Here is an 18526-nt window from a genome sequence, read left to right on the forward strand (position 1 = left end):
TGGTATCGAATTAAGTAAGCTTCTAGATCACTTTCATATTAACTACACTCATGCTACAGCCAACAAAGTGGCTTTGAGCATGAGTGAATCATTTAACCTTTCTCTTGTAATCGTTTTGGCGTAGCCCATATCAATAGTGCAATACACACAACACATAAGCTTGCAATAATATATAGAGCGGGCGTTGTACTACCTGTTATGTCTTTAATATGGCCAACCATAATAGGACTAACAATCCCGCCCATTTGCCCTAATGTATTAATGAGTGCTGTACCACCAGCAGCCCCCGCCCCAGCTCCGACCAAGACTTTAGGTGGTAAATTCCAAAAAGAAGGAATTGCAGCAACAATACCCGCCCCTAATAACGCAAGCGAAATGACGACTACAACTGGGTTTGCATCAAAGAAACCGGCGGTGAAGAAACCGATAGCACCTAAAGAGAGTAAACCAGCAGTAAATTTTAAACGCTCCCCAGATTTGTCCGCTAAACGCCCAACAATTACCATCGTAATTGCTCCCATGAGATATGGAATGGCACTAAGAAAACCAATCACTTGAGTATCATCAATACCTGAGCTTTTTATTAATTGTGGTCCCCAGAAGTTTAGACCATAAGATGCAATCTGAATCAGAAAATAGATAACACCTAAAATTAATAATCCCGGCGTTTTAATGGCAGCCCATAATGAGTGAGAAGCTTTTTCTGGTTGTTTAGGTTCAACCAAGCGTTTCAAATGAGCTTTTTCTGAGGATGATAACCACTGCGCATCATCAATACGATCTTTTAAGTAAGTTAAAACACAGAGCCCCAACAGAACACACGGAATACCTCCCAATAGAAATAACCAGTGCCACCCACGCATGTTCATCACACCATCAAGTGATGACAACAACACCCCTGAAATTGGTCCTCCAAAGATGCCTGAAAAAGCAGAAGCAAGGAAGAATAAGGAAATAATTCGGCCACGATAGGTTTGAGGAAACCAAAGGGTCATGTAATACAGTACACCCGGAGCAAAGCCAGCCTCCATTGCACCAATCAAGAAACGTAATACATAAAATTGCCATTCGGTAGTCACAAACACCATTAAGGCTGTTGCAACCCCCCAAGAAACCATGATGCGTGCAATCCATTTTCTCGCACCAAATTTATGTAGCAATAAATTACTGGGTACTTCAAATATGACATACCCTATTACAAACAAACTGGCACCGAGGCCATAAGCTGTATTACTTAGAGATAAATCAGCTTGTAACTGAAACTTGGCAAAACTAATATTAATACGATCAAAAAAGGCAAATAAGTAACACACCATAATTAATGGCATGATTTTCCATGCTACTTTTTTTATTAATTGCTTTTCGGCAATTGCTTCAGCCGATAATTCCATGCTTTGCTTTAAACTCATTTATTTTCTCCTGAAAATGAGCCTCAAGACATGTCCTCTCAAGATTTTAAAGACGAGTTGACCGAAGACGATACGAATATCGTCTTATTTCCAACTATCTTGAATGACGTATCTTAATTAAGTGATTTGATGTAATCCGGTATCGGATGCAAGTCAGTATTTCGCCCCGCCTTGGCTAATTGGCTTGGCGTGTCATGCCCTAAAAGTGCAGGGAGCGTTCTTGAAAGTTGAATGAGAGCATCTAAATCAATAGTGGTCGGTATTCCCATTTCTTCGCACATATTGACCAAATCTTCAGTACAGATATTTCCTGAAGCACCTGGTGCAAATGGGCACCCACCTAAACCTCCCAATGCAGCATCAAACCGTCTTGCTCCTGCTTCATAAGCTGCAAGAACATTAGTTAGCCCCAAGCCACGTGTATTATGAAAGTGTAAGGTCAGTTGCTCAGACGAAATTAACGATAAAACGTGAGAGACAATTCTTTTCACTTGCACTGGGTTCGCCATGCCAGTGGTATCTGCCAGTGTAATATTATGAATACCCAGCTCTAAATAATGTTCAACTAAGCTAAACACTTCCCTTTCACTAATCTTGCCTTCAAATGGACAGCCAAAAGTTGTTGCAACAGTTCCGTTAAACTGTGTTTTACCCTGTAGTTGCTCCACAATTTCGGTAAATCCTGCAAACGATTGAGCTTTTGTCATACGCATATTGGCAAGGTTATGGGTTTGGCTAGCAGAGAGCACAAGATTCAACTCATTTGCATTGGCTTCAATTGCCCGAAGCGCGCCTTTTAAATTTGGAATTAACCCAACATAAATAATATCTTTATGGCGTGTAATTCCAGTAAAAACCTCACCACCATCTCTCAGATTCGGAATCGCTTTTGGAGAGACAAAAGACCCTGCTTCAATTCGAGAGAAACCCATTGTCGACAACTGATTAATTAAATCAATTTTCTTATCGGTGGGCACCCAAGTCGGCTCAATTTGCAAACCATCTCGTGGAGAGACTTCTTGTACGACAAGTAAGTCGGTAAATGCTGTCATTGTACTACTCCCGATACACGCAGGCTTTCAATATCTTCAGCTTGATAACCATATTGTTTTAAAACAGATTCTGTATGCTCGCCTAACTCAGGACCACGCCATTTGACCTGCCCCGGTGTTTCGGAAAGCTTCGGAACAATACCCGGCATTTTTACCACCTGACCATCAGGCAACTCGGTTGAAAGCAACATATCACGTGCATTAAAGTGCGGATCATTAACCATATCGGCTACAGAATAAATTCGCCCTGATGGAACCTCGGCTTGTTCAAGCTGCTGCAAGACCGCATCAATTGAATGCTGCCGACTCCATGATTCAATTGCGGCATCTAGCAAATCACTTTGTTGCGCACGCCCATCGTTGTGTTCAAACTCAGGGCGATTTGCCAAATCTTCACGACCAATCACATGCATCAAGCGCTTAAAAATTGGATCACTATTTCCTGCAATTACAACAAAAGCGTTGTCCTTGGTTCGATAGGTATTTGAAGGTGCAATGCCCGGTAACGAACCTCCAGAACGCTCCCGAATAAAACCATGCAAGTCGTATTCTGGGACAACACTTTCCATAATATTGAAGACACTCTCTGCAAGAGAGACATCAACAATCTGTCCGTTACCGTTATTTGTTTTGATATTTACAATCGACATTAAAGCGCCAATCACCGCATGTAAGGAGGCAAGTGAGTCACCCAAACTCACCCCAACTCGTGCAGGCGCAGAATCTTGGGAACCCGTGGTATAACGAATTCCACCCATTGCCTCCCCAATTGCTCCAAAGCCGGGTTTGTCTTTATAAGGGCCAGATTGCCCATAACCAGATATGCGAACAAAAGTCAGTTTAGGATTAATTAATTTTAAGGTTTCCCAATCTAGACCTAATTTTTCAAGTGCACCAGGACGCATGTTTTCGACCAGAATGTCGGTATCGACAATCATCTTTTTGATTAAAGCAATTGCTTCCGGTGACTTGAGATTAAGCGCTAAAGATTTCTTATTACGTGACTGTAAATACCACCACAAAGATGTTCCGTGATGTAACTTACGCCATTTACGAAGTGGATCGCCTTTGCCAATAGGCTCAATTTTTATGACTTCTGCACCGAACTCAGCAAGAATGCGTGTTGCAAAAGGAGCAGCAATTAGAGTTCCTATTTCTAGGACTTTTATTTTCTCAAGGGCTAGACTCATAACAATCCATATTATATCTACTTCCGATAGAATTAAATTTATGGCGTAATGAGCAGTAATACAATTCTTAAAAGATCAACAAGTCTTCGTGTTTTGCGAAACCTATTAAAAGTCATTTAGATATAATTTCTTTATGTGGATGCATAAAGTATTGTTTTAAAAGCAAAGTTACTGGATTTAAAAACTCATCACGCTTGGACACAAGATATAAGTCTCTTTTTGCCCAACTATCGGTTAACTCTACACTTGCCAGCCCCAAGGGTTTACCAAAAATTTCAAAAACCTTATGAGGCAAAATTCCAATCCCCATACCAGCCTGTACCATACGGCAAACGGCATCAAAACTCGTCACCAATATTCTGAGTTTGAGCTGCTTTCCTAGCGCTTCAGACTTTTGCTGCAAAATCCGATTAATCGCACTTTGAGTATGCAGACCAATAAAGTCATAATCTAATGCATCTTCAAAGGAAATGATTTTCTGGTCACTTAAATATTGCTGGTTTTGTATGACCGCAACCAGCCGATCGCTACGATAATGATAATAATCCAGATCTTCTGACAAATTCTCAGCAATGCAGATGCCTAAGTCGGCAATTTTATTACTTACATTTTGGATAATTTCTATACTTGGACGTTCTTCAAGCTCAATCTTAATTTGAGGATTTTCAATAATAAAAGGATGCAGACTTTCGGGTAAAAACTGAATGATTGTTGATAAATTTGCCTGTAATCGTACAAAACCTTTAATACCTATTTTGTATTCTTCTAACTCAACCGAAGCTTTATAAACCGAGTCTAAAATGGTTCTGCAATGGTAAAGCAGGCTTTCACCAGCAGGTGTAATTTGCATGCCCTTACCATCACGAATAAACAATTTGGTTCCAATCAAATGCTCCAAATCAGTCAAACGCTTACTTGCAGCAGACAGCGCAATCATATTTTTTTCAGCGGCCTTGCTCAGAGATTTTTCATCACAGACCGTCTGAAATATCTTTAAAGTCACTAAATCTAGTTTTCGAATAATATTTTCAATATGCATTACACATTACCAATCTTATAACTTGAAGCTTATGAGGCTATGACAAATATTTAGAATTATAGGAAATTTATATTTTCCCATTGTTAGACAGATAAAATATATTAAATTTAAATATTATCAATCATTTAAAACCTTAAACCAAAATCGAATGTAACTTAAATAGAACATCATTCATTCCAAATTTATTTGTTTTAAGTCCATCAAAATAAGCCACCATTTCCGCTGGCTTATTCCTTTTATCCGCCTGATCTGAGCTTAAGAGCTAAATCACTCCCCTCAATCAGCACTCTCCTTTTCATTATCTCTATTTGACCCAGCAGAAGAACCCAAAGCCATACTTGAGAATACGCCATCTCGATAAACCCATGCATGTAATAATGCAGCAGACAGATGACCAATAACGACAGCAAATAACAGCCAAGCCAAAATTCCGTGTAGAGTGCGAAACCAAGCATAGAGCGTAGAATTGGTTGGAGCGATTGGTGGAAGGTCCCAACCCGGAAATAACGTTACAGGCCAATTACCTGCCGAAAGCGTTGCCCATCCGAGCAATGGCAAACTAAACATCAAAATATAAAGTAACCAATGTGATGCATGGGCAATAAACGCCTGCCAGCGCGGTACAGTCAGCGGCAAAGGTGGAATTGGATAATAGAGTCGATTTATTAATCTTAAGATGACCAGTAATAAGATTGCGATTCCTAAAGGACGATGGATATCGATTAACCACGGACGCCAAGTGATTGAGGTTGTCATTCCTACACCAATAAATAGCATCGCCAAAATCGCTACCGCCATAAGCCAATGTAGTATTCGAGCAGTCAAATTAAAATGACGTGGAGCATTATCGTTATATTTGTTTTGCATGGCTGATCTCTCCTATTTACCCACGGCATCCGTTGCTTTGCCAAATCCAATTTCACGTAAGCGAGCATTGTAAGACTGTGCATAGATACCCGCTCGTGCGGCGAGTACTGGATCATCTGATAACTCAATTCCGGGTGGAACCAATGTTGGGTCAAAGTTAATATCACGGCAAACGCCATTTACCTGTTCAGTTACATTTTTAACTTCCAATGTTCCTGCTATCACTTCTTTACGTTCTTTTGGCCAAGGTTGAGATGGGTCATTCACTGGGTCTCCTGGCTCGGCAAGTTGCAAAACTAAATCCCAATATAGCGGCCCTTCAGCCAAACGTTTTTTTATGTCTTTAAATAAGAAATCATGGCCAGCTTGATCACGTTGTTCTTTCGTCAGACTAATAAATTTTGAATGAGGACGCATAGACCAACGGACTGGCTGTTGTTGTCCATTGGCAGCCCGCAATATAAAAGCATTTACGACATAAAATTCTGCGCCGCTGAAACTACCGGTTAATGGCATCTTTGCCTTTTGCTCAATAGACTTACGAGCTTCGGGATATTCTTTTAGAAAAGCCTCAACAAGGGCTGGATCAGGTTTGCCAGTAGATGGAACTGGTTTAAATGCTTTTTGCTGCGCTAAAAAACCTTCAGCATTTCGCGTAGGGAAATAAGGAAAGTTGTTTAATTTCATGCGCCATTGTGAATGATCAGCTGCGGAAAGTAATAAAGCCATACTCACTGTTGCTGTAGAATTATCTGCCGCATGCGGGTTACCACTTCCAATAGAAAATCGACCAATTGCTGGTATATCAGACTTGGCAAATACAGTCGCTTTAGAGAGTGCAGCCGCCGCACCATTACTGTGGTAAGTGCCATCAAAACAAATACCCTTACCGTGTGCACGTCGATAACCGGGATCAAATTTACTTAATGAGTCGCCCAAAAATGTTTTACTTGTGGTGCGATGTCCCAATAGACCAGCAACCCAAGCAAATGCCAATACTAAGGAGCCCGCGATTACAGCAATACCCAAGAATCGCAACCAATACTTCTTTAGAGTTTTAAAATTCAAATTATTCATTCTTCATCCTGTGTAAATTGTATGGCTGCATCCCTAAAGAAGATTTTGATCATGTGAAAAGAGTTTTTCTTAGATTGATGGAACCAAATTCAACCTTAGCTGAGTAAATAAAATCCTGAAATATTCTGGATCCAATAGAGATTAGCCTTAATATAATATTTATTTCCCGATCATATAAGGTACGCACCTCGGGGTTAGTATTAATCTTATTAACATTTGAATGGAGATAAATAAAGCATGGGAACAAAGAATCTAGAAGCTCCCACATTGACCGAAAGAGTCCGAAGAGGTGATCTTTTTAAAAGCGAGCTCGTTAACTAGTGATGATTGATCATAGAGATGAGAAAACAATCCAACACTCTTTCTCTCTCATCTGCCTGACCCGAACTTAAAAACTGAATAATTGCGCCTTCAATCATATATAAAAATAGCTTGGCATCCTGAAAAGTCGCATCCGTTTTGAATACTCTAAGCTGACTATAGATTTCATTGATTAGCCATGTACGGTATTTAATTGCGACTTGATAAGCTTTTGAATAGGTCAGTTTTATTTCAAAAATAGCTTTAAACAATAAATAGTACAGTCCCTCTAAATCGGTATGTAAGAAATAAAGTTTCTTAAGTTTATCGGTGGCACTTTTGCTGTGGTCGTACTCAACAATTGAAACCACTTTTTCTTTTAAACGTTCTTTCTGCATAGTCAAACAGATTTCAACAAATCGTTCTTTAGAGTGAAAGTAATTATAAAAAGTCGCTTTTGGAATTTTGGACTCTTTTACGATTCTGTCGATTCCAACCGTATGAAAGCCATGATGGTGAAATAAATCAATCGACCTATTAATGACTTGAATGGCACGTGTAGGGAGAACTAACTTTGGCATAGATTTACCGTTATAAATTCTTGTTGTTTCTAAATGAGATACTTTTTTGGGAGAAAAAAAGGCACAGCAAAGCCTATAAAGACTGTGCGTGGCACATCTCAAGTTTTGTTGTTCAAATAAGTTTTTTGAGCCGTAATGACTTAAAGCCTGAGAACCTTAGGGCGATCAAGCTGCTTTAAATTTTTAAGCTGTGTTGTTATAGCTTTTGGCATTGAGAGCCAAGAAATAATGGATGTGCAAAGCCAACTCCTTTTTATTGGGAGTTCTGCCGAAACATTAAAATTATGGTGGCAGAACGAAAGAGGGTTGACGAACTGGTCACACGAGGCCAGCACACCCGAAGGTGTCCCCCTTCCGTCCTACCGCTACGAGAGGGAGACGAAGAGCTGCACAAAACTATCCCTCAGAAGGAATAATTCTGATACTCGTGTGAGAACGGTTCGTCAAAACCGACTGGCAATGTGGCCAGCAGGCAAAGGATAGTGCTCTGCCCTTTAGCAGTCAAGCACACAAAATGACATTTGTTTTAAAATAGATCATTAAAAAGTAAGGATAAATAATCAGCAAATTATTGTTAAATTGGGATTTATAAAGAGGCTTTTATCTGCTTAAAGTAGGAGGCAAAATCCATTAACGACTATATAGCGGATCTTCCTCAACAAAAAACACCTCACCCGATGAGGGTAAAACCCATTGATAAGTTCCTTCTATTTTCTGCATCTTTTCTTTAAAAATATCATATATCGCTATAAGGTTATGTTTTTCATCATATTCCCCTACATAGCCAAGTTCCTTTTCTTCATGAAAATCTCTAAACATTTTATGCATTTTTACAGCTCTAAGTTCCATGTCTTTTGTCCTTTTTATTATCAATATAATTATTATGATCTCTTTTTATTTTCAATACTAAAAAAAATGTACCAAAATATATCTTATAGAAATATCAATTAAATAGTTATCGTAAATTTAATATTTATCAAACCTAAACTTTTCCATATCGTATGGTATGTCTAATTTCACACTCCATTGGTTTATTTTTTCACTCATTATAACGGCATCAACTTCAAAAGCATCTCGCTCACTAAAACCTTTTGTTTTTAAAAAATTAACAAAACTGGAAGAATTTATTTTATTAAGATATCCAACTCTTAAAGTATCTATATACACTGCAATTTTATTTGTTTCTTTTTCAAGGCATATTACAGCATTTTTAAAGACATTAGTTCTATCACTATTTTGATTGCCGACTAAAGTTATCAATTCTTCTTGGTATAAAGTTACAATTATTTCATGTTCGAAAAAGTTCTTATTCTCTGTAAATATTTTTCCAGCTATTTTTAGAGTACTTTCGGGGAGTTCCAGTTTAACTGTAGAAAAAACCTTAAATAAAATATAAGCAAAAACAAACAAAATTAAAATTATTATAATAAAAGACATATTAAAAACATTCCTCTTAATTTTATAAATTGGCAAAAAGAATCATTATTCTTTCTACCAACCCATCATTTAAGAAAAAACAAATTTATTATATTATTATTTTTTCTCAATTTTATCATTTTGATCAACTTTTTCTACAGCATTCTGATCAGGACTTTTAGGCTCAAACTCTTTACCGTCTTGCTGTTGCTGTTGTTGCTCTTTTGATTTGTCTTGATCGTTTTTAACTTGGTTTTGTTGAGACATTAGAGTCTCTCCTATTTAATGTTGTGTAGATGATTATCTAGCACTTAGTTAACATAGTCCTTTTACCTTTATATAGATACAATGCAAGTGTATCTGAATGTGATACCCTTGTTTAACATCATAATTATTAATATTTTAATTAATTTATAAATTATCTAGAAATTAATATACTTAAAAAACAAAAAAAGCACCTAAGGTGCTTTTTTTGTTTTTTAAGTATATTATTGAACAACAATATTAATAGCAGAAGGACCTTTTTGTCCTTGAGCTATATTAAAACTAACACGTTGACCTTCATATAAGGTTTTAAACCCTGAACTACTGATTTCTTTAAAATGTGCAAAAACATCTGGACCTGCATCTTGTTGAATAAAACCAAAACCTTTAGTTTCATTAAACCATTTCACTGTACCAATTGCTGTATTAGACATAATATATCCTTTGATTTTTAATAATATAAAGCCATATTTATGACTCATTGAACTTTGAAAATAATAACAAATTGAGTTTAAGATCTTAAAAAACGAAGGATTATGAATAAAACTACGATACTAAAAGAGGATTTACTAATAAGTCTTTTTTTCTAGTTAAATTGAGTATACGCTAAATAAATATTTATACAACAAATTTAAAAAATATTTATTTTATTTGCTATCAAACAACAATTTAAAAATAATAACTTCTAGATACAGAAATACTTTTTATAAAACTTACCAACCAAAGAATAAATTCATATTGATTCTCAAAATTAGGGAGAAGGCTTAAATCAATTTTAACAATACGCTCTTTCATTGGCCTGTTTAAACAGCTTTCAAAATCAATAACAGAATATTTTAATTGTAAGTTGTTTGTAGCTGCTTCTTTTTTAATTTCAACTAACAGTCTATTGAGACAATCAACTAAATCTTTAGAAGACTGATTTTTAAAGTGAATATTATTATAAACACTTTCAGCCACATCAAAATATTTTTTCATTTCAGCATCCATATTTTTCTCATTTTTTAATTAATTTGATTGAGTATGCATGTAAAACTGTATCTTTATGTTGTATAAATATATTTATAGATCGACCCCCCACTTTAATTAAAAACACCCCTCCAATTAAGAACTTAAAATAATATATTTAAATAAATTGTAATTATTAAAAAAACATTAAATACAATAGCTATTTAACTATATGTTAACTCTTGTATTTGATTAAAATTTCCTTCCACTTATATATCAACACTCTATTTGACTCAAAGAAATATTATGTCGATAATTGAAAACTTTTAGGCACATATCTCTACATAGAGTTCTCACAATCACCGCAATGTAACTGAATTAAAAGCCTACGATAAAGCTTCCTTACTATTATTAAGAAGTTTAAAATGTCTGATTTCAAAGAATTTTCAAAAAAAACCACACAAAATCAAAATGACTCTAATGCTCAACCTACTGAGGATAAAACTGAAAACCCCGAACAAACCCCTGAAACAGAAAAAAATCCTACCGAAAATAATAATCAAGAAAAAAAGGAATAAATAACTTATTAACTCAAAAGCTCTATATTAAATAGAGCTTTTGTTTCACATCATATTAATTATAAAATATTTAATTTAAAATTGTTATATTAAAATTTATCCAAAATGGTACATATATTTTTTTAAACAAGCCCAAATCTTGCACTTAATATTAATTCAACTCTTTTTTGCGCGGCAAAAAAATCAATATCTTCACTTATCCAAAATGTATGAAGCTGCCCATGTAAATGAAAATGCTCTTTATTATATTCAGAACCATGATCAGAATAATGACTATCTACTCTGAAATGATTTTGATCATCCTTTCTTTTCTTCCCATCAAGTATACCGCCAATACAGATATCCATTTTAATACCAATAATTAATCGAAATTGACTATAACACATAGGCCACTGTGGCTTTAAAAAGAGTTGTTACTAATATTTTTTACAGCATAATAAAATATTGCCATTTGGAGTGTATCTACTTAAATTTACAAGGAATAAATATATATTTTGCATATCTAAAATACTTTGATATTTAATATGAATATTGATTTATCTAAAATTTATAACATTTTCAAAATAATTCTTCTTAGCGGAGTTAAATCTCTATATGCTGTATGTACCTCTTAGAGAAATTATTCCAATGTCCCAGCAGCCCCTGCTACAAGAATTAAACTCCAGAATCGACTATTACTCTACAAGAACAGACTACCCACTACGAAGAATTTTGATAGGTTACAGAACATACGCAAAATTGATGCTATGTTCATCTTTCGCAGATGAGGTTATAAATTCTGCAATTGATCCAAACAAACGGAAATATAAAAAGTTAAAAATCAAAGTCACTAAAGATGACAATCAACTTGATCTTGAATAAATTAATTCGTTCATTAGTTTTATAGACAACTGATTTAATTATATAAAAAATTAAAATCCTTTTTGAAATATCACCGTTTTTAACTCTCAAAATGATTAGAAAATAACAAATGGGCATTTTTTTTGCTAATTTACAATTTCAATGACCCTAAGATGATAATGACCAATACTAGCAATATTGTCGTAAACATCCAGATAGTGATGCCCTGCTGCTACCGATTTGAACCAAGAAAATAATTTGCTCTTAAACTTATTTTTTCACAGGCAGTAGTAAAACGGGGTCTTCAATGTCATAACCAGTTTCTTCTGGAACCCCCAGATATTTAACGACAACTAGTCTCTTATTGTGTTTAGGCACACTATAATTTTGGGAAATTTTTATTACTTTGGTGTAATGAACCGCAACATGGGTCTTACTTTGTAAAGACGGCGATTTTACAACATATTCGGTTTTATATTGCGTGATCTTTCCTGAAGGATCAAACCAAGCCGATACCTGATTCTGATGAGTTTTTAAGGTCTGAATTTTTACAGTCTTACTGTTACTTACGATCAAAGGAGTTAAATTCTTTTTAATTTTTTTAAGCGCTTTATCAAACGCTCTACTATCTTGATCATAATCAATCTTATGTGTTTTTGGATTGATATAGAGAGATTTAACTTCAATAAGTTTGTCAGGCGATTTACTATTTAATAGATAATAATATAGTTGTGGTAAACGTCCTCGACCATCTTCGTAGTGTCTTAATATATAAAGTTTCTTCTCTTTTTCCTGATAACCCAATACTTCAATTTTTTGTCCACCACCCACTGTCGCATAACTATGCGCGGACAACGTAAGAATGGTACTAAAAGTTAGAAATTTTAGAAATTTCATCAGTTCATATCCTTGTGATCTGGTAACTATATTGTATAAATATCAATCAGATTAAAATGATACTTGAGTAAGTGATACTTGCTGTTTTTATATTCTTTTTGTATAGAGGCAGCCTTTTTATGGGGGCTTATTATTTATCCCCCTTCAAAACGACTCATCCAGCTTTAGATATATGCCATCATAGACAAATGGGCTTATGCAGTATTACGTTTATAGGAAAAATAAGAACACCCTGCACACGATGCCATAATAATTGTTATTCCAATGATCTGAAAATGATTTAATCGTTCATCTAAAATCAGCCATCCGGCCAAAGCACTCACCGCTGGTGATGCGCTCACTAATATTCCAAAAACTCGCGGATGCAACTTTTTCATAGCAACCATATCTAATATAAATGGAATTGCACTTGCTAGCATCGCCATGAGTAAACAGGTAAGAAGAATCTTATAACTATCAAAAATATGGATAATGTGAGATGCACCTAAAGGCGTTGCAAACAAAGCCGCCAAGAACATTCCAGTTGCAACAGAGCTTCCGCCACCTTGTGCAACTTTAGAGCCAAAAATAACATACAGTCCCCAACCCACGGCAGCCACAAGCGCATACGCCATACCAATAAAGCTAAAGTTATTATTTGAATTGCCCATGGGTAAAAAAAGCAAACCAATAAGAGATAATGCTCCCCAAAAATAATCTAATTTATTTTTAGACATTAAAATAGCGACCGTAAGCGGGCCTAACACTTCGATGGAAATAGCGATCCCCACAGACATATAAGAAAATGCTTTATAAATTAAAGTATTCATTAAAGTGAGGATGGCCCCATAAATAATGAGATTTTTCCAATTAGTCTGTTTATTCCAATCTCTCCAAGGTTTATAAACAATCCATAAGAAACATGCTGCTAAAGCAAGTCGAGTTAAGGTCACTCCTTCTGCACTCAGAATTGGAAAAAGGGCTTTTCCTATTGATGCTCCTATTTGCACAGAAACTAAAGATAGAAATGCGGCTGCAAATGCCATGCCTTGCTTGGAGTTTGTCTCAATCATCATATTTACCACTCTGGGAATGATTGAAATTTTAATTCTATGTAATCAATATATTTCTTCTATTTGCCTCAATAAAACGATTAAATAACTCTATATTTAAAGCTTAATGAGAGATTTACTCATGTCAGATATTTCTTTAGATAATTTTGATTATGCAATCTTAAGAATACTTCAAAAAGACAATAAAACTTCGCATCGAGAAATTTCTGAAAAAATTGGCCTATCCTCAGCTTCTGTTCAAAGACGTATATCTCGTATGGAAGAAAAGGAAATTATTTTAAGAAATTGCGCTATTTTAAATCCGCTAAAATTTGGAGAAAAAATTACTTCTATTATTGAAGTCCGACTTAGCGAAGACCGCTCTGTCGTGATGGATAGAGCGAAGCAATACTTTGCTTCTGTTGAAGAAATTCAACAGTGCTACTTTGTGAATGGAGGAGTCTCTTTTATCATTATTATGCTGAGCAACAACTTATCTCATTTTGAAAGTTTAGTTAGAAAACATTTTGCGGATAATGAAGATGTAAAAACATATCGAACCTTAATTGTTTTAGACCGTGTAAAAGTAAACTTTGAGTTAAATATTTAAACTTTTCTATTTTGGCTTCTAAACTTTTTAGTCGTTTTATAAAACTTAAAAAGAGGCCGAAGCCTCTTTATTTTTACTGCAATGAAAATCAGTCATCAATCATGGCAAACTCTTGTTCAGGCGTGCCTTTCACCAAATGATGACGGCTATATAACAAGTAATAAAGTATAAATCCGACATAAATCAGCGCAGCCAATAACCAAACTTTTGGATTTACCATTAACCCTGCCACTACAGCAACAGCAGCAAGAGTCAAGGCAATGCAAGATGTCCATATTCCTCCAGGCGTTTTATAAGGGCGTGGTAATTCAGGGCGAGATAAACGTAATTTGATATGTGAGAGCATCATCAACACATAAGAAATGGTTGCACCGAATACCGCCATTAAAATGAGTAAGTCACCCTCACCTGTTAAAGAAAGTAAGAAGCCAATAATGCCCGGAATGATAATGGCCCAATATGGCGCTTTATTTTCATTGGTAAGCGATAAGTTTTTTGGTAAATATCCAGCACGTGACAATGCAAAGATCTGACGTGAATATGCATAAATAATTGAGAAGAAACTTGCGACAAGACCCGCAAGACCTACAAAGTTAACAAAACTTGCCAACCATGTGTGCTGACCATATACCGCAATGAGTGCATCAACTAAAGGTGCTCCTGAATTTTTTAAAGCATTTGAACCCGCTGCGCCTGCTCCCAAAAATAAAATTAAAAGTGCAAACGATGCCAATATCAACATTGAACCAATCAAGCCACGTGGCAATGAACGTACTGGATCTTTTGCTTCTTCGGCTGCCAGTGGTACCCCTTCAACTGCAAGAAAAAACCAGATGGCATAAGGTACTGCGGCCCATATTCCCATATAGCCAAACGGTAAAAAGCTACTCGCACCTGCATGAGAACTGACTGGAATATCAAACAAACGTGCGCTGTCAAAATGGGGAAGCATCGCGACAATGAATACGACCAGTGCAATACAAGCAACGGCGGTAATTCCAAACATGATTTTAAGAGCTTCACCTGCACCTTTGAGATGAATACCCATAAAAACTAAATAGCAAATTAAATAAACAGCCCAGCCGCCAACTCCAAAGAGTGATTGGCAATATGACCCAATAAATACGGCAATCGCAGCAGGTGCAATTGCATATTCAATTAAAATTGCAGTCCCTGTGAGGTATCCTCCAAAAGGACCAAATGCAACACGGGCAAAACTATAGCCACCGCCAGCAGTGGGCAACATCGTCGACATCTCAGACATCACAAAGCTCATGCAAAGATACATAAACGCGACGATGACTGTTGCAATAAAGAGTCCTCCCCAACCGCCTTGTGCCAGTCCAAAATTCCAACCTGCAAAGTCACCCGAAATGACGTAAGAGACACCTAGCCCCACTAAAAGTAACCAACCTACTGCCCCCTTTTTTAACTGACGTTTTGCAAAATACTCTGCGTCCTGTTGTAAAGCACCAACATCTACGCTTAATTCAGATTCTTTCATTGTCGTATGCCTTATCGACTAAATTTACACCACCAATAGTTGCGCAAAAGATATTCATAAAACTTGACAGCAAAACATCTCCCCGACCACTTGAAGTCAAGTTGATTCATTTTTTCTTTTATAAGATCGACGGCATCTCAACACGAAACGTGTTTAAAAATTAAATTGAGGAGATGGGTTATGTCTGTAGAACAAAATGAATTTTTAAGCCAAGTTCAATTACAAATACTGGCAGAACAAGCAATTAAGCAATATCCATCAGACTATCAAGGACAGGTCAAACTACTGTGTCAGTCTGAAAATGCAACCTATCAAGTTTCGACTGGGTCTGCCCGATATGCACTTCGAATTCACCGCCCCAATTATCACAGCAAACTCAATATACAAAGTGAGCTTGAATGGTTAGATGCTTTAAATGCCAGCGGTATTCAAGTTCCTGTTGCGATTGCAGATCAATCGGGTGAGCGCGTAATCACCTTGAAACTATCGAATGATATTTATCGTTATGCAGTTCTTTTTAACTGGGTTGAGGGCGACATGCCAACTGTTGAAGTTGACCCCACTGCATTTGAACAATTAGGACAAATTACCGCAAAGTTGCACGTACATAGTAAGACATGGCAAGCCCCTGAAAACTTTCAACGTATTGTGTGGAACCATGAAACCATGGTCGGTGCAGATGGACACTGGGGAAACTGGAAAAATGCACCTCATTTAAGACCACAAGATCACGGCGTAATTGAAGAAGCGATTGCACAGATTTCGAAAGATTTAAATTTCTTTGGCAAAACCCAAGAACGCTATGGCCTGATTCATGCCGATTTGCGTTTAACCAATTTATTACTACAACAAGAACGTATCGGTGTGATCGACTTTGATGACTGCGGCATGAGCTGGTTTATGCATGATCTCGCCGCTGCAATTAGCTTCAATGAACATTATGCAAATGCGCCTCATTGGGTTGATTACTGGTTAAAAGGCTACGAGCGCGTAGGTCATATTCAGTCTGAAGAATATGAAATGATCCCGACTTTTATCATGCAACGCCGCATTCAAATGATGGCTTGGAATGGTTCGCATGCACAAACAGAAATGGCTCAAAGTCTTGGAGATCAATGGTCCAATGAAACTGTGCGTCTCTGTAAAAAATATTTAAACGGACAAATGCCTGTAGGAATTTGAAAAGTGATTTAGATCGCTTTTCTTCATTTTCAATTTTTAGTTTTTAGTTTTTAGTTTTTAGTTTTTAGTTTTTAGTTTTTAGTTTTTAAATTTTATAGAATTTAAAGGAAGGGTTTATGCAAGCTACCCATCAACTGAGCAAAGTTGCCAAAGCACTATTACTCACCAGTAGTCTGGCAAGTATGATTGCTCTAAGCGCATGTAATTACAACCCTATACAAAATACATCTCCCGCGGTCGCTATTCCAAAAAAGGAATATATCCAAAAAGGTCAATGGGACGCTTTTAACTTTGACCAGCTTAACCAATTGATTGCTAGCTATGGAAAAGATAGCCCAAACTACAATCCTAACAAACGCCCATATATTGTCACTGACTTTGACAATACCTCGGTATTTTTAGACATCGAAGAAGCAACTTTAATTTATCAGCTTGAACACTTAGCATTTAATGTCACGCCAGAGCAGCTTAATCAGATTATTCGTAAAGGGATTAGCTCACAAAACTTTGAAGCGGCCTACAATAACCAGCAAGGCCAAGCCGTCAATATTAATAAAATTGCCCCAGATATTATTGCCAGCTACTCATGGCTTTATCACCACTATAACGGTCTAAAAGGTAAGCAAAGTCTCGATCAAATTAAACAAGATCCGCATTATCTCAATTTCATTACTAAAATGAGATATCTATATGCAGCGATTGGAGACACCTTTGATCATGAAGTTGCATATCCGTGGGTCACTTATTTATTTACTGGGCTTACCGAACAAGAAGTCCGTAATCTGGTAAAAGCAACGGTGGCTTGGCAAATGCAGCAACCGATTGGACCTGTAACATGGACTTCTCCCGTAGCACTTTCGGGCCAAGCAGGCGTTGTGAAAACCACTTGGGAAAATGGTTTAAGACCATACCGTGAAATGCAAAATCTATTTAAGGCCTTTCAGGATAATGGAATTGATGTCTATGTCTGCTCGGCATCTTTTATTGATGTGATTAAGGAAATTATTTCTAATCCAGAGATCGGCTATAACATTAATGAAAAAAATGCCTACGCGATGGAGTTGGAACGAGATGCACAAAATCGAATTTTACCTGAGTTTCGTCATGGCTATGCGCAAACTCAAGGTAAAGGCAAAACTGCCACCATCCAGCGTTTTTTAGTCTCTAAATATGGTTACGGACCAATTTTTATCGCAGGTGACAGTGAAGGCGATCAAAATATGATGCAAGATTTTGCGGCGACTCAGAAAGTTCTGATTATCAACCGATTGCGCAGCCCAAGCTCTGATATTGGAAAGTTTTCTCAGCAGGCTGTGCAGGGCTATGGTCAAGCCAATACTAAGTTCTTACTACAGGGCCGCGATGCCAATACAGGTCAATTTAGACCCTCAATGGCCAGTTTAAGTTATGGCGCGCAAACGGCAAAAACTACAAAAAATTAATATTTCACTTATTTTCTCATGCCTACAATAGATGTTGTATGCATGAGAAACCGATTAATTTCTTGTTTTAGTTCTGCCCTGTTTGCCTATCTCTAATGCATTTTCTGCCTTCTTTTAGTTCGCTACCCAACCTTAAATACAACTCTTGATCTCTTCTTAAAGAATCAAATCTGAAACTTAAAACAGCAACACATAAGTCATTATTTTATAAAAGTTTTTAACAACACAAAATCATGGACGTAAGCAAAAACTGGTATGGCTTTTGCTTAATATAAGAATAGTTAGGAATAAATATCATG

Annotated in this window: 21 protein-coding genes; 6 read left to right on the plus strand and 15 right to left on the minus strand. The window is 36.5% G+C overall.

The window, feature by feature from the left end:
* Positions 1 to 92: 92 nt before the first annotated feature.
* From QLG01_RS18370 to QLG01_RS18425, 12 genes are all read right to left on the minus strand, one after another.
* The gene (locus QLG01_RS18370; protein WP_140947400.1) at positions 93 to 1409 is read right to left on the minus strand and encodes an MFS transporter; all 1317 of its coding nucleotides are present in this window, start codon (positions 1407 to 1409) and stop codon (positions 93 to 95) included.
* A 113-nt stretch (positions 1410 to 1522) separates the two neighbouring features.
* A complete protein-coding gene (locus QLG01_RS18375; RefSeq protein WP_151987517.1) occupies positions 1523 to 2461 on the minus strand; it encodes a hydroxymethylglutaryl-CoA lyase in 939 nt (312 codons plus the stop codon).
* Positions 2458 to 3651 (minus strand): CaiB/BaiF CoA-transferase family protein, encoded by a 1194-nt coding sequence (locus QLG01_RS18380; protein ID WP_151987515.1) that lies wholly within the window; start codon positions 3649 to 3651, stop codon positions 2458 to 2460. Before QLG01_RS18380 ends, QLG01_RS18375 begins: the two co-directional genes overlap by 4 nt.
* 112 nt (positions 3652 to 3763) lie before the next feature.
* Positions 3764 to 4690 (minus strand): LysR family transcriptional regulator, encoded by a 927-nt coding sequence (locus QLG01_RS18385; RefSeq protein ID WP_262770720.1) that lies wholly within the window; start codon positions 4688 to 4690, stop codon positions 3764 to 3766.
* 276 nt (positions 4691 to 4966) lie between these two features.
* The gene (locus tag QLG01_RS18390; protein WP_262770718.1) at positions 4967 to 5557 is read right to left on the minus strand and encodes a cytochrome b; all 591 of its coding nucleotides are present in this window, start codon (positions 5555 to 5557) and stop codon (positions 4967 to 4969) included.
* A 12-nt stretch (positions 5558 to 5569) separates the two neighbouring features.
* The gene (locus QLG01_RS18395; protein ID WP_262770717.1) at positions 5570 to 6634 is read right to left on the minus strand and encodes a catalase family peroxidase; all 1065 of its coding nucleotides are present in this window, start codon (positions 6632 to 6634) and stop codon (positions 5570 to 5572) included.
* Between the two features lie 317 nt (positions 6635 to 6951).
* Positions 6952 to 7515, minus strand: a complete 564-nt coding sequence (locus QLG01_RS18400; RefSeq protein WP_282497130.1) for a TetR/AcrR family transcriptional regulator — start codon at positions 7513 to 7515, stop codon at positions 6952 to 6954.
* 630 nt (positions 7516 to 8145) lie between these two features.
* Positions 8146 to 8334 carry a hypothetical protein gene (locus tag QLG01_RS18405; RefSeq protein WP_081309099.1) on the minus strand — a complete coding sequence of 63 codons (189 nt, stop codon included), beginning with the start codon at positions 8332 to 8334 and terminating at the stop codon, positions 8146 to 8148.
* Positions 8335 to 8481: 147 nt separating this feature from the next.
* Entirely contained in the window at positions 8482 to 8952 is a 471-nt protein-coding gene (locus tag QLG01_RS18410) for a hypothetical protein (RefSeq protein ID WP_140947396.1), read from the minus strand.
* A 96-nt stretch (positions 8953 to 9048) separates the two neighbouring features.
* Positions 9049 to 9198 carry a hypothetical protein gene (locus QLG01_RS18415; RefSeq protein WP_013198381.1) on the minus strand — a complete coding sequence of 50 codons (150 nt, stop codon included), beginning with the start codon at positions 9196 to 9198 and terminating at the stop codon, positions 9049 to 9051.
* Between the two features lie 221 nt (positions 9199 to 9419).
* A complete protein-coding gene (locus tag QLG01_RS18420; RefSeq protein ID WP_013198382.1) occupies positions 9420 to 9629 on the minus strand; it encodes a cold-shock protein in 210 nt (69 codons plus the stop codon).
* A gap of 235 nt (positions 9630 to 9864) precedes the next feature.
* Positions 9865 to 10185, minus strand: a complete 321-nt coding sequence (locus QLG01_RS18425) for a hypothetical protein (RefSeq protein ID WP_013198383.1) — start codon at positions 10183 to 10185, stop codon at positions 9865 to 9867.
* A gap of 383 nt (positions 10186 to 10568) precedes the next feature.
* Between QLG01_RS18425 and QLG01_RS18430 the strand changes: the two genes are divergently transcribed.
* The 3 genes from QLG01_RS18430 to QLG01_RS18440 all read left to right on the plus strand — a co-directional run bounded on the left by QLG01_RS18430 (position 10569) and on the right by QLG01_RS18440 (position 11582).
* Positions 10569 to 10721 (plus strand): hypothetical protein, encoded by a 153-nt coding sequence (locus QLG01_RS18430; protein ID WP_151987509.1) that lies wholly within the window; start codon positions 10569 to 10571, stop codon positions 10719 to 10721.
* A gap of 154 nt (positions 10722 to 10875) precedes the next feature.
* Positions 10876 to 11007: a hypothetical protein gene (locus QLG01_RS18435; RefSeq protein WP_227502001.1), complete on the plus strand. Its 132-nt coding sequence runs from the start codon at positions 10876 to 10878 to the stop codon at positions 11005 to 11007.
* A 341-nt stretch (positions 11008 to 11348) separates the two neighbouring features.
* Positions 11349 to 11582: a hypothetical protein gene (locus QLG01_RS18440; RefSeq protein ID WP_140947354.1), complete on the plus strand. Its 234-nt coding sequence runs from the start codon at positions 11349 to 11351 to the stop codon at positions 11580 to 11582.
* Positions 11583 to 11831: 249 nt separating this feature from the next.
* On the opposite strand, the gene QLG01_RS18445 is transcribed toward QLG01_RS18440, so the two are convergent.
* Together QLG01_RS18445 and QLG01_RS18450 are read right to left on the minus strand one after the other, a co-directional pair.
* On the minus strand, positions 11832 to 12458 hold the full coding sequence (locus QLG01_RS18445; RefSeq protein ID WP_282497131.1) for a hypothetical protein: 627 nt from the start codon (positions 12456 to 12458) through the stop codon (positions 11832 to 11834).
* A gap of 194 nt (positions 12459 to 12652) precedes the next feature.
* Positions 12653 to 13513 (minus strand): EamA family transporter, encoded by an 861-nt coding sequence (locus QLG01_RS18450; RefSeq protein ID WP_023274282.1) that lies wholly within the window; start codon positions 13511 to 13513, stop codon positions 12653 to 12655.
* 118 nt (positions 13514 to 13631) lie between these two features.
* Here QLG01_RS18450 and QLG01_RS18455 point away from each other — a divergent pair, with 118 nt between their 5' ends.
* Positions 13632 to 14099, plus strand: coding sequence for an Lrp/AsnC family transcriptional regulator (locus QLG01_RS18455; RefSeq protein WP_004642213.1), 468 nt, complete (start codon positions 13632 to 13634; stop codon positions 14097 to 14099).
* Positions 14100 to 14187: 88 nt separating this feature from the next.
* Here QLG01_RS18455 and eat read toward each other — a convergent pair whose 3' ends face one another.
* The gene (gene eat, locus QLG01_RS18460; protein ID WP_282497132.1) at positions 14188 to 15603 is read right to left on the minus strand and encodes an ethanolamine permease; all 1416 of its coding nucleotides are present in this window, start codon (positions 15601 to 15603) and stop codon (positions 14188 to 14190) included.
* A gap of 180 nt (positions 15604 to 15783) precedes the next feature.
* Here eat and QLG01_RS18465 point away from each other — a divergent pair, with 180 nt between their 5' ends.
* Both QLG01_RS18465 and QLG01_RS18470 read left to right on the plus strand, forming a co-directional pair.
* On the plus strand, positions 15784 to 16785 hold the full coding sequence (locus tag QLG01_RS18465; protein WP_282497133.1) for a phosphotransferase: 1002 nt from the start codon (positions 15784 to 15786) through the stop codon (positions 16783 to 16785).
* A gap of 116 nt (positions 16786 to 16901) precedes the next feature.
* A complete protein-coding gene (locus tag QLG01_RS18470) occupies positions 16902 to 18227 on the plus strand; it encodes a haloacid dehalogenase-like hydrolase (RefSeq protein WP_282497134.1) in 1326 nt (441 codons plus the stop codon).
* Positions 18228 to 18526 lie beyond the last annotated feature (299 nt).

Origin of the sequence: Acinetobacter sp. V89_4 (genome assembly GCF_029967875.1) — a bacterium.
In the GTDB taxonomy this organism is placed as follows: Bacteria; Pseudomonadota; Gammaproteobacteria; order Pseudomonadales; family Moraxellaceae; genus Acinetobacter; species Acinetobacter oleivorans.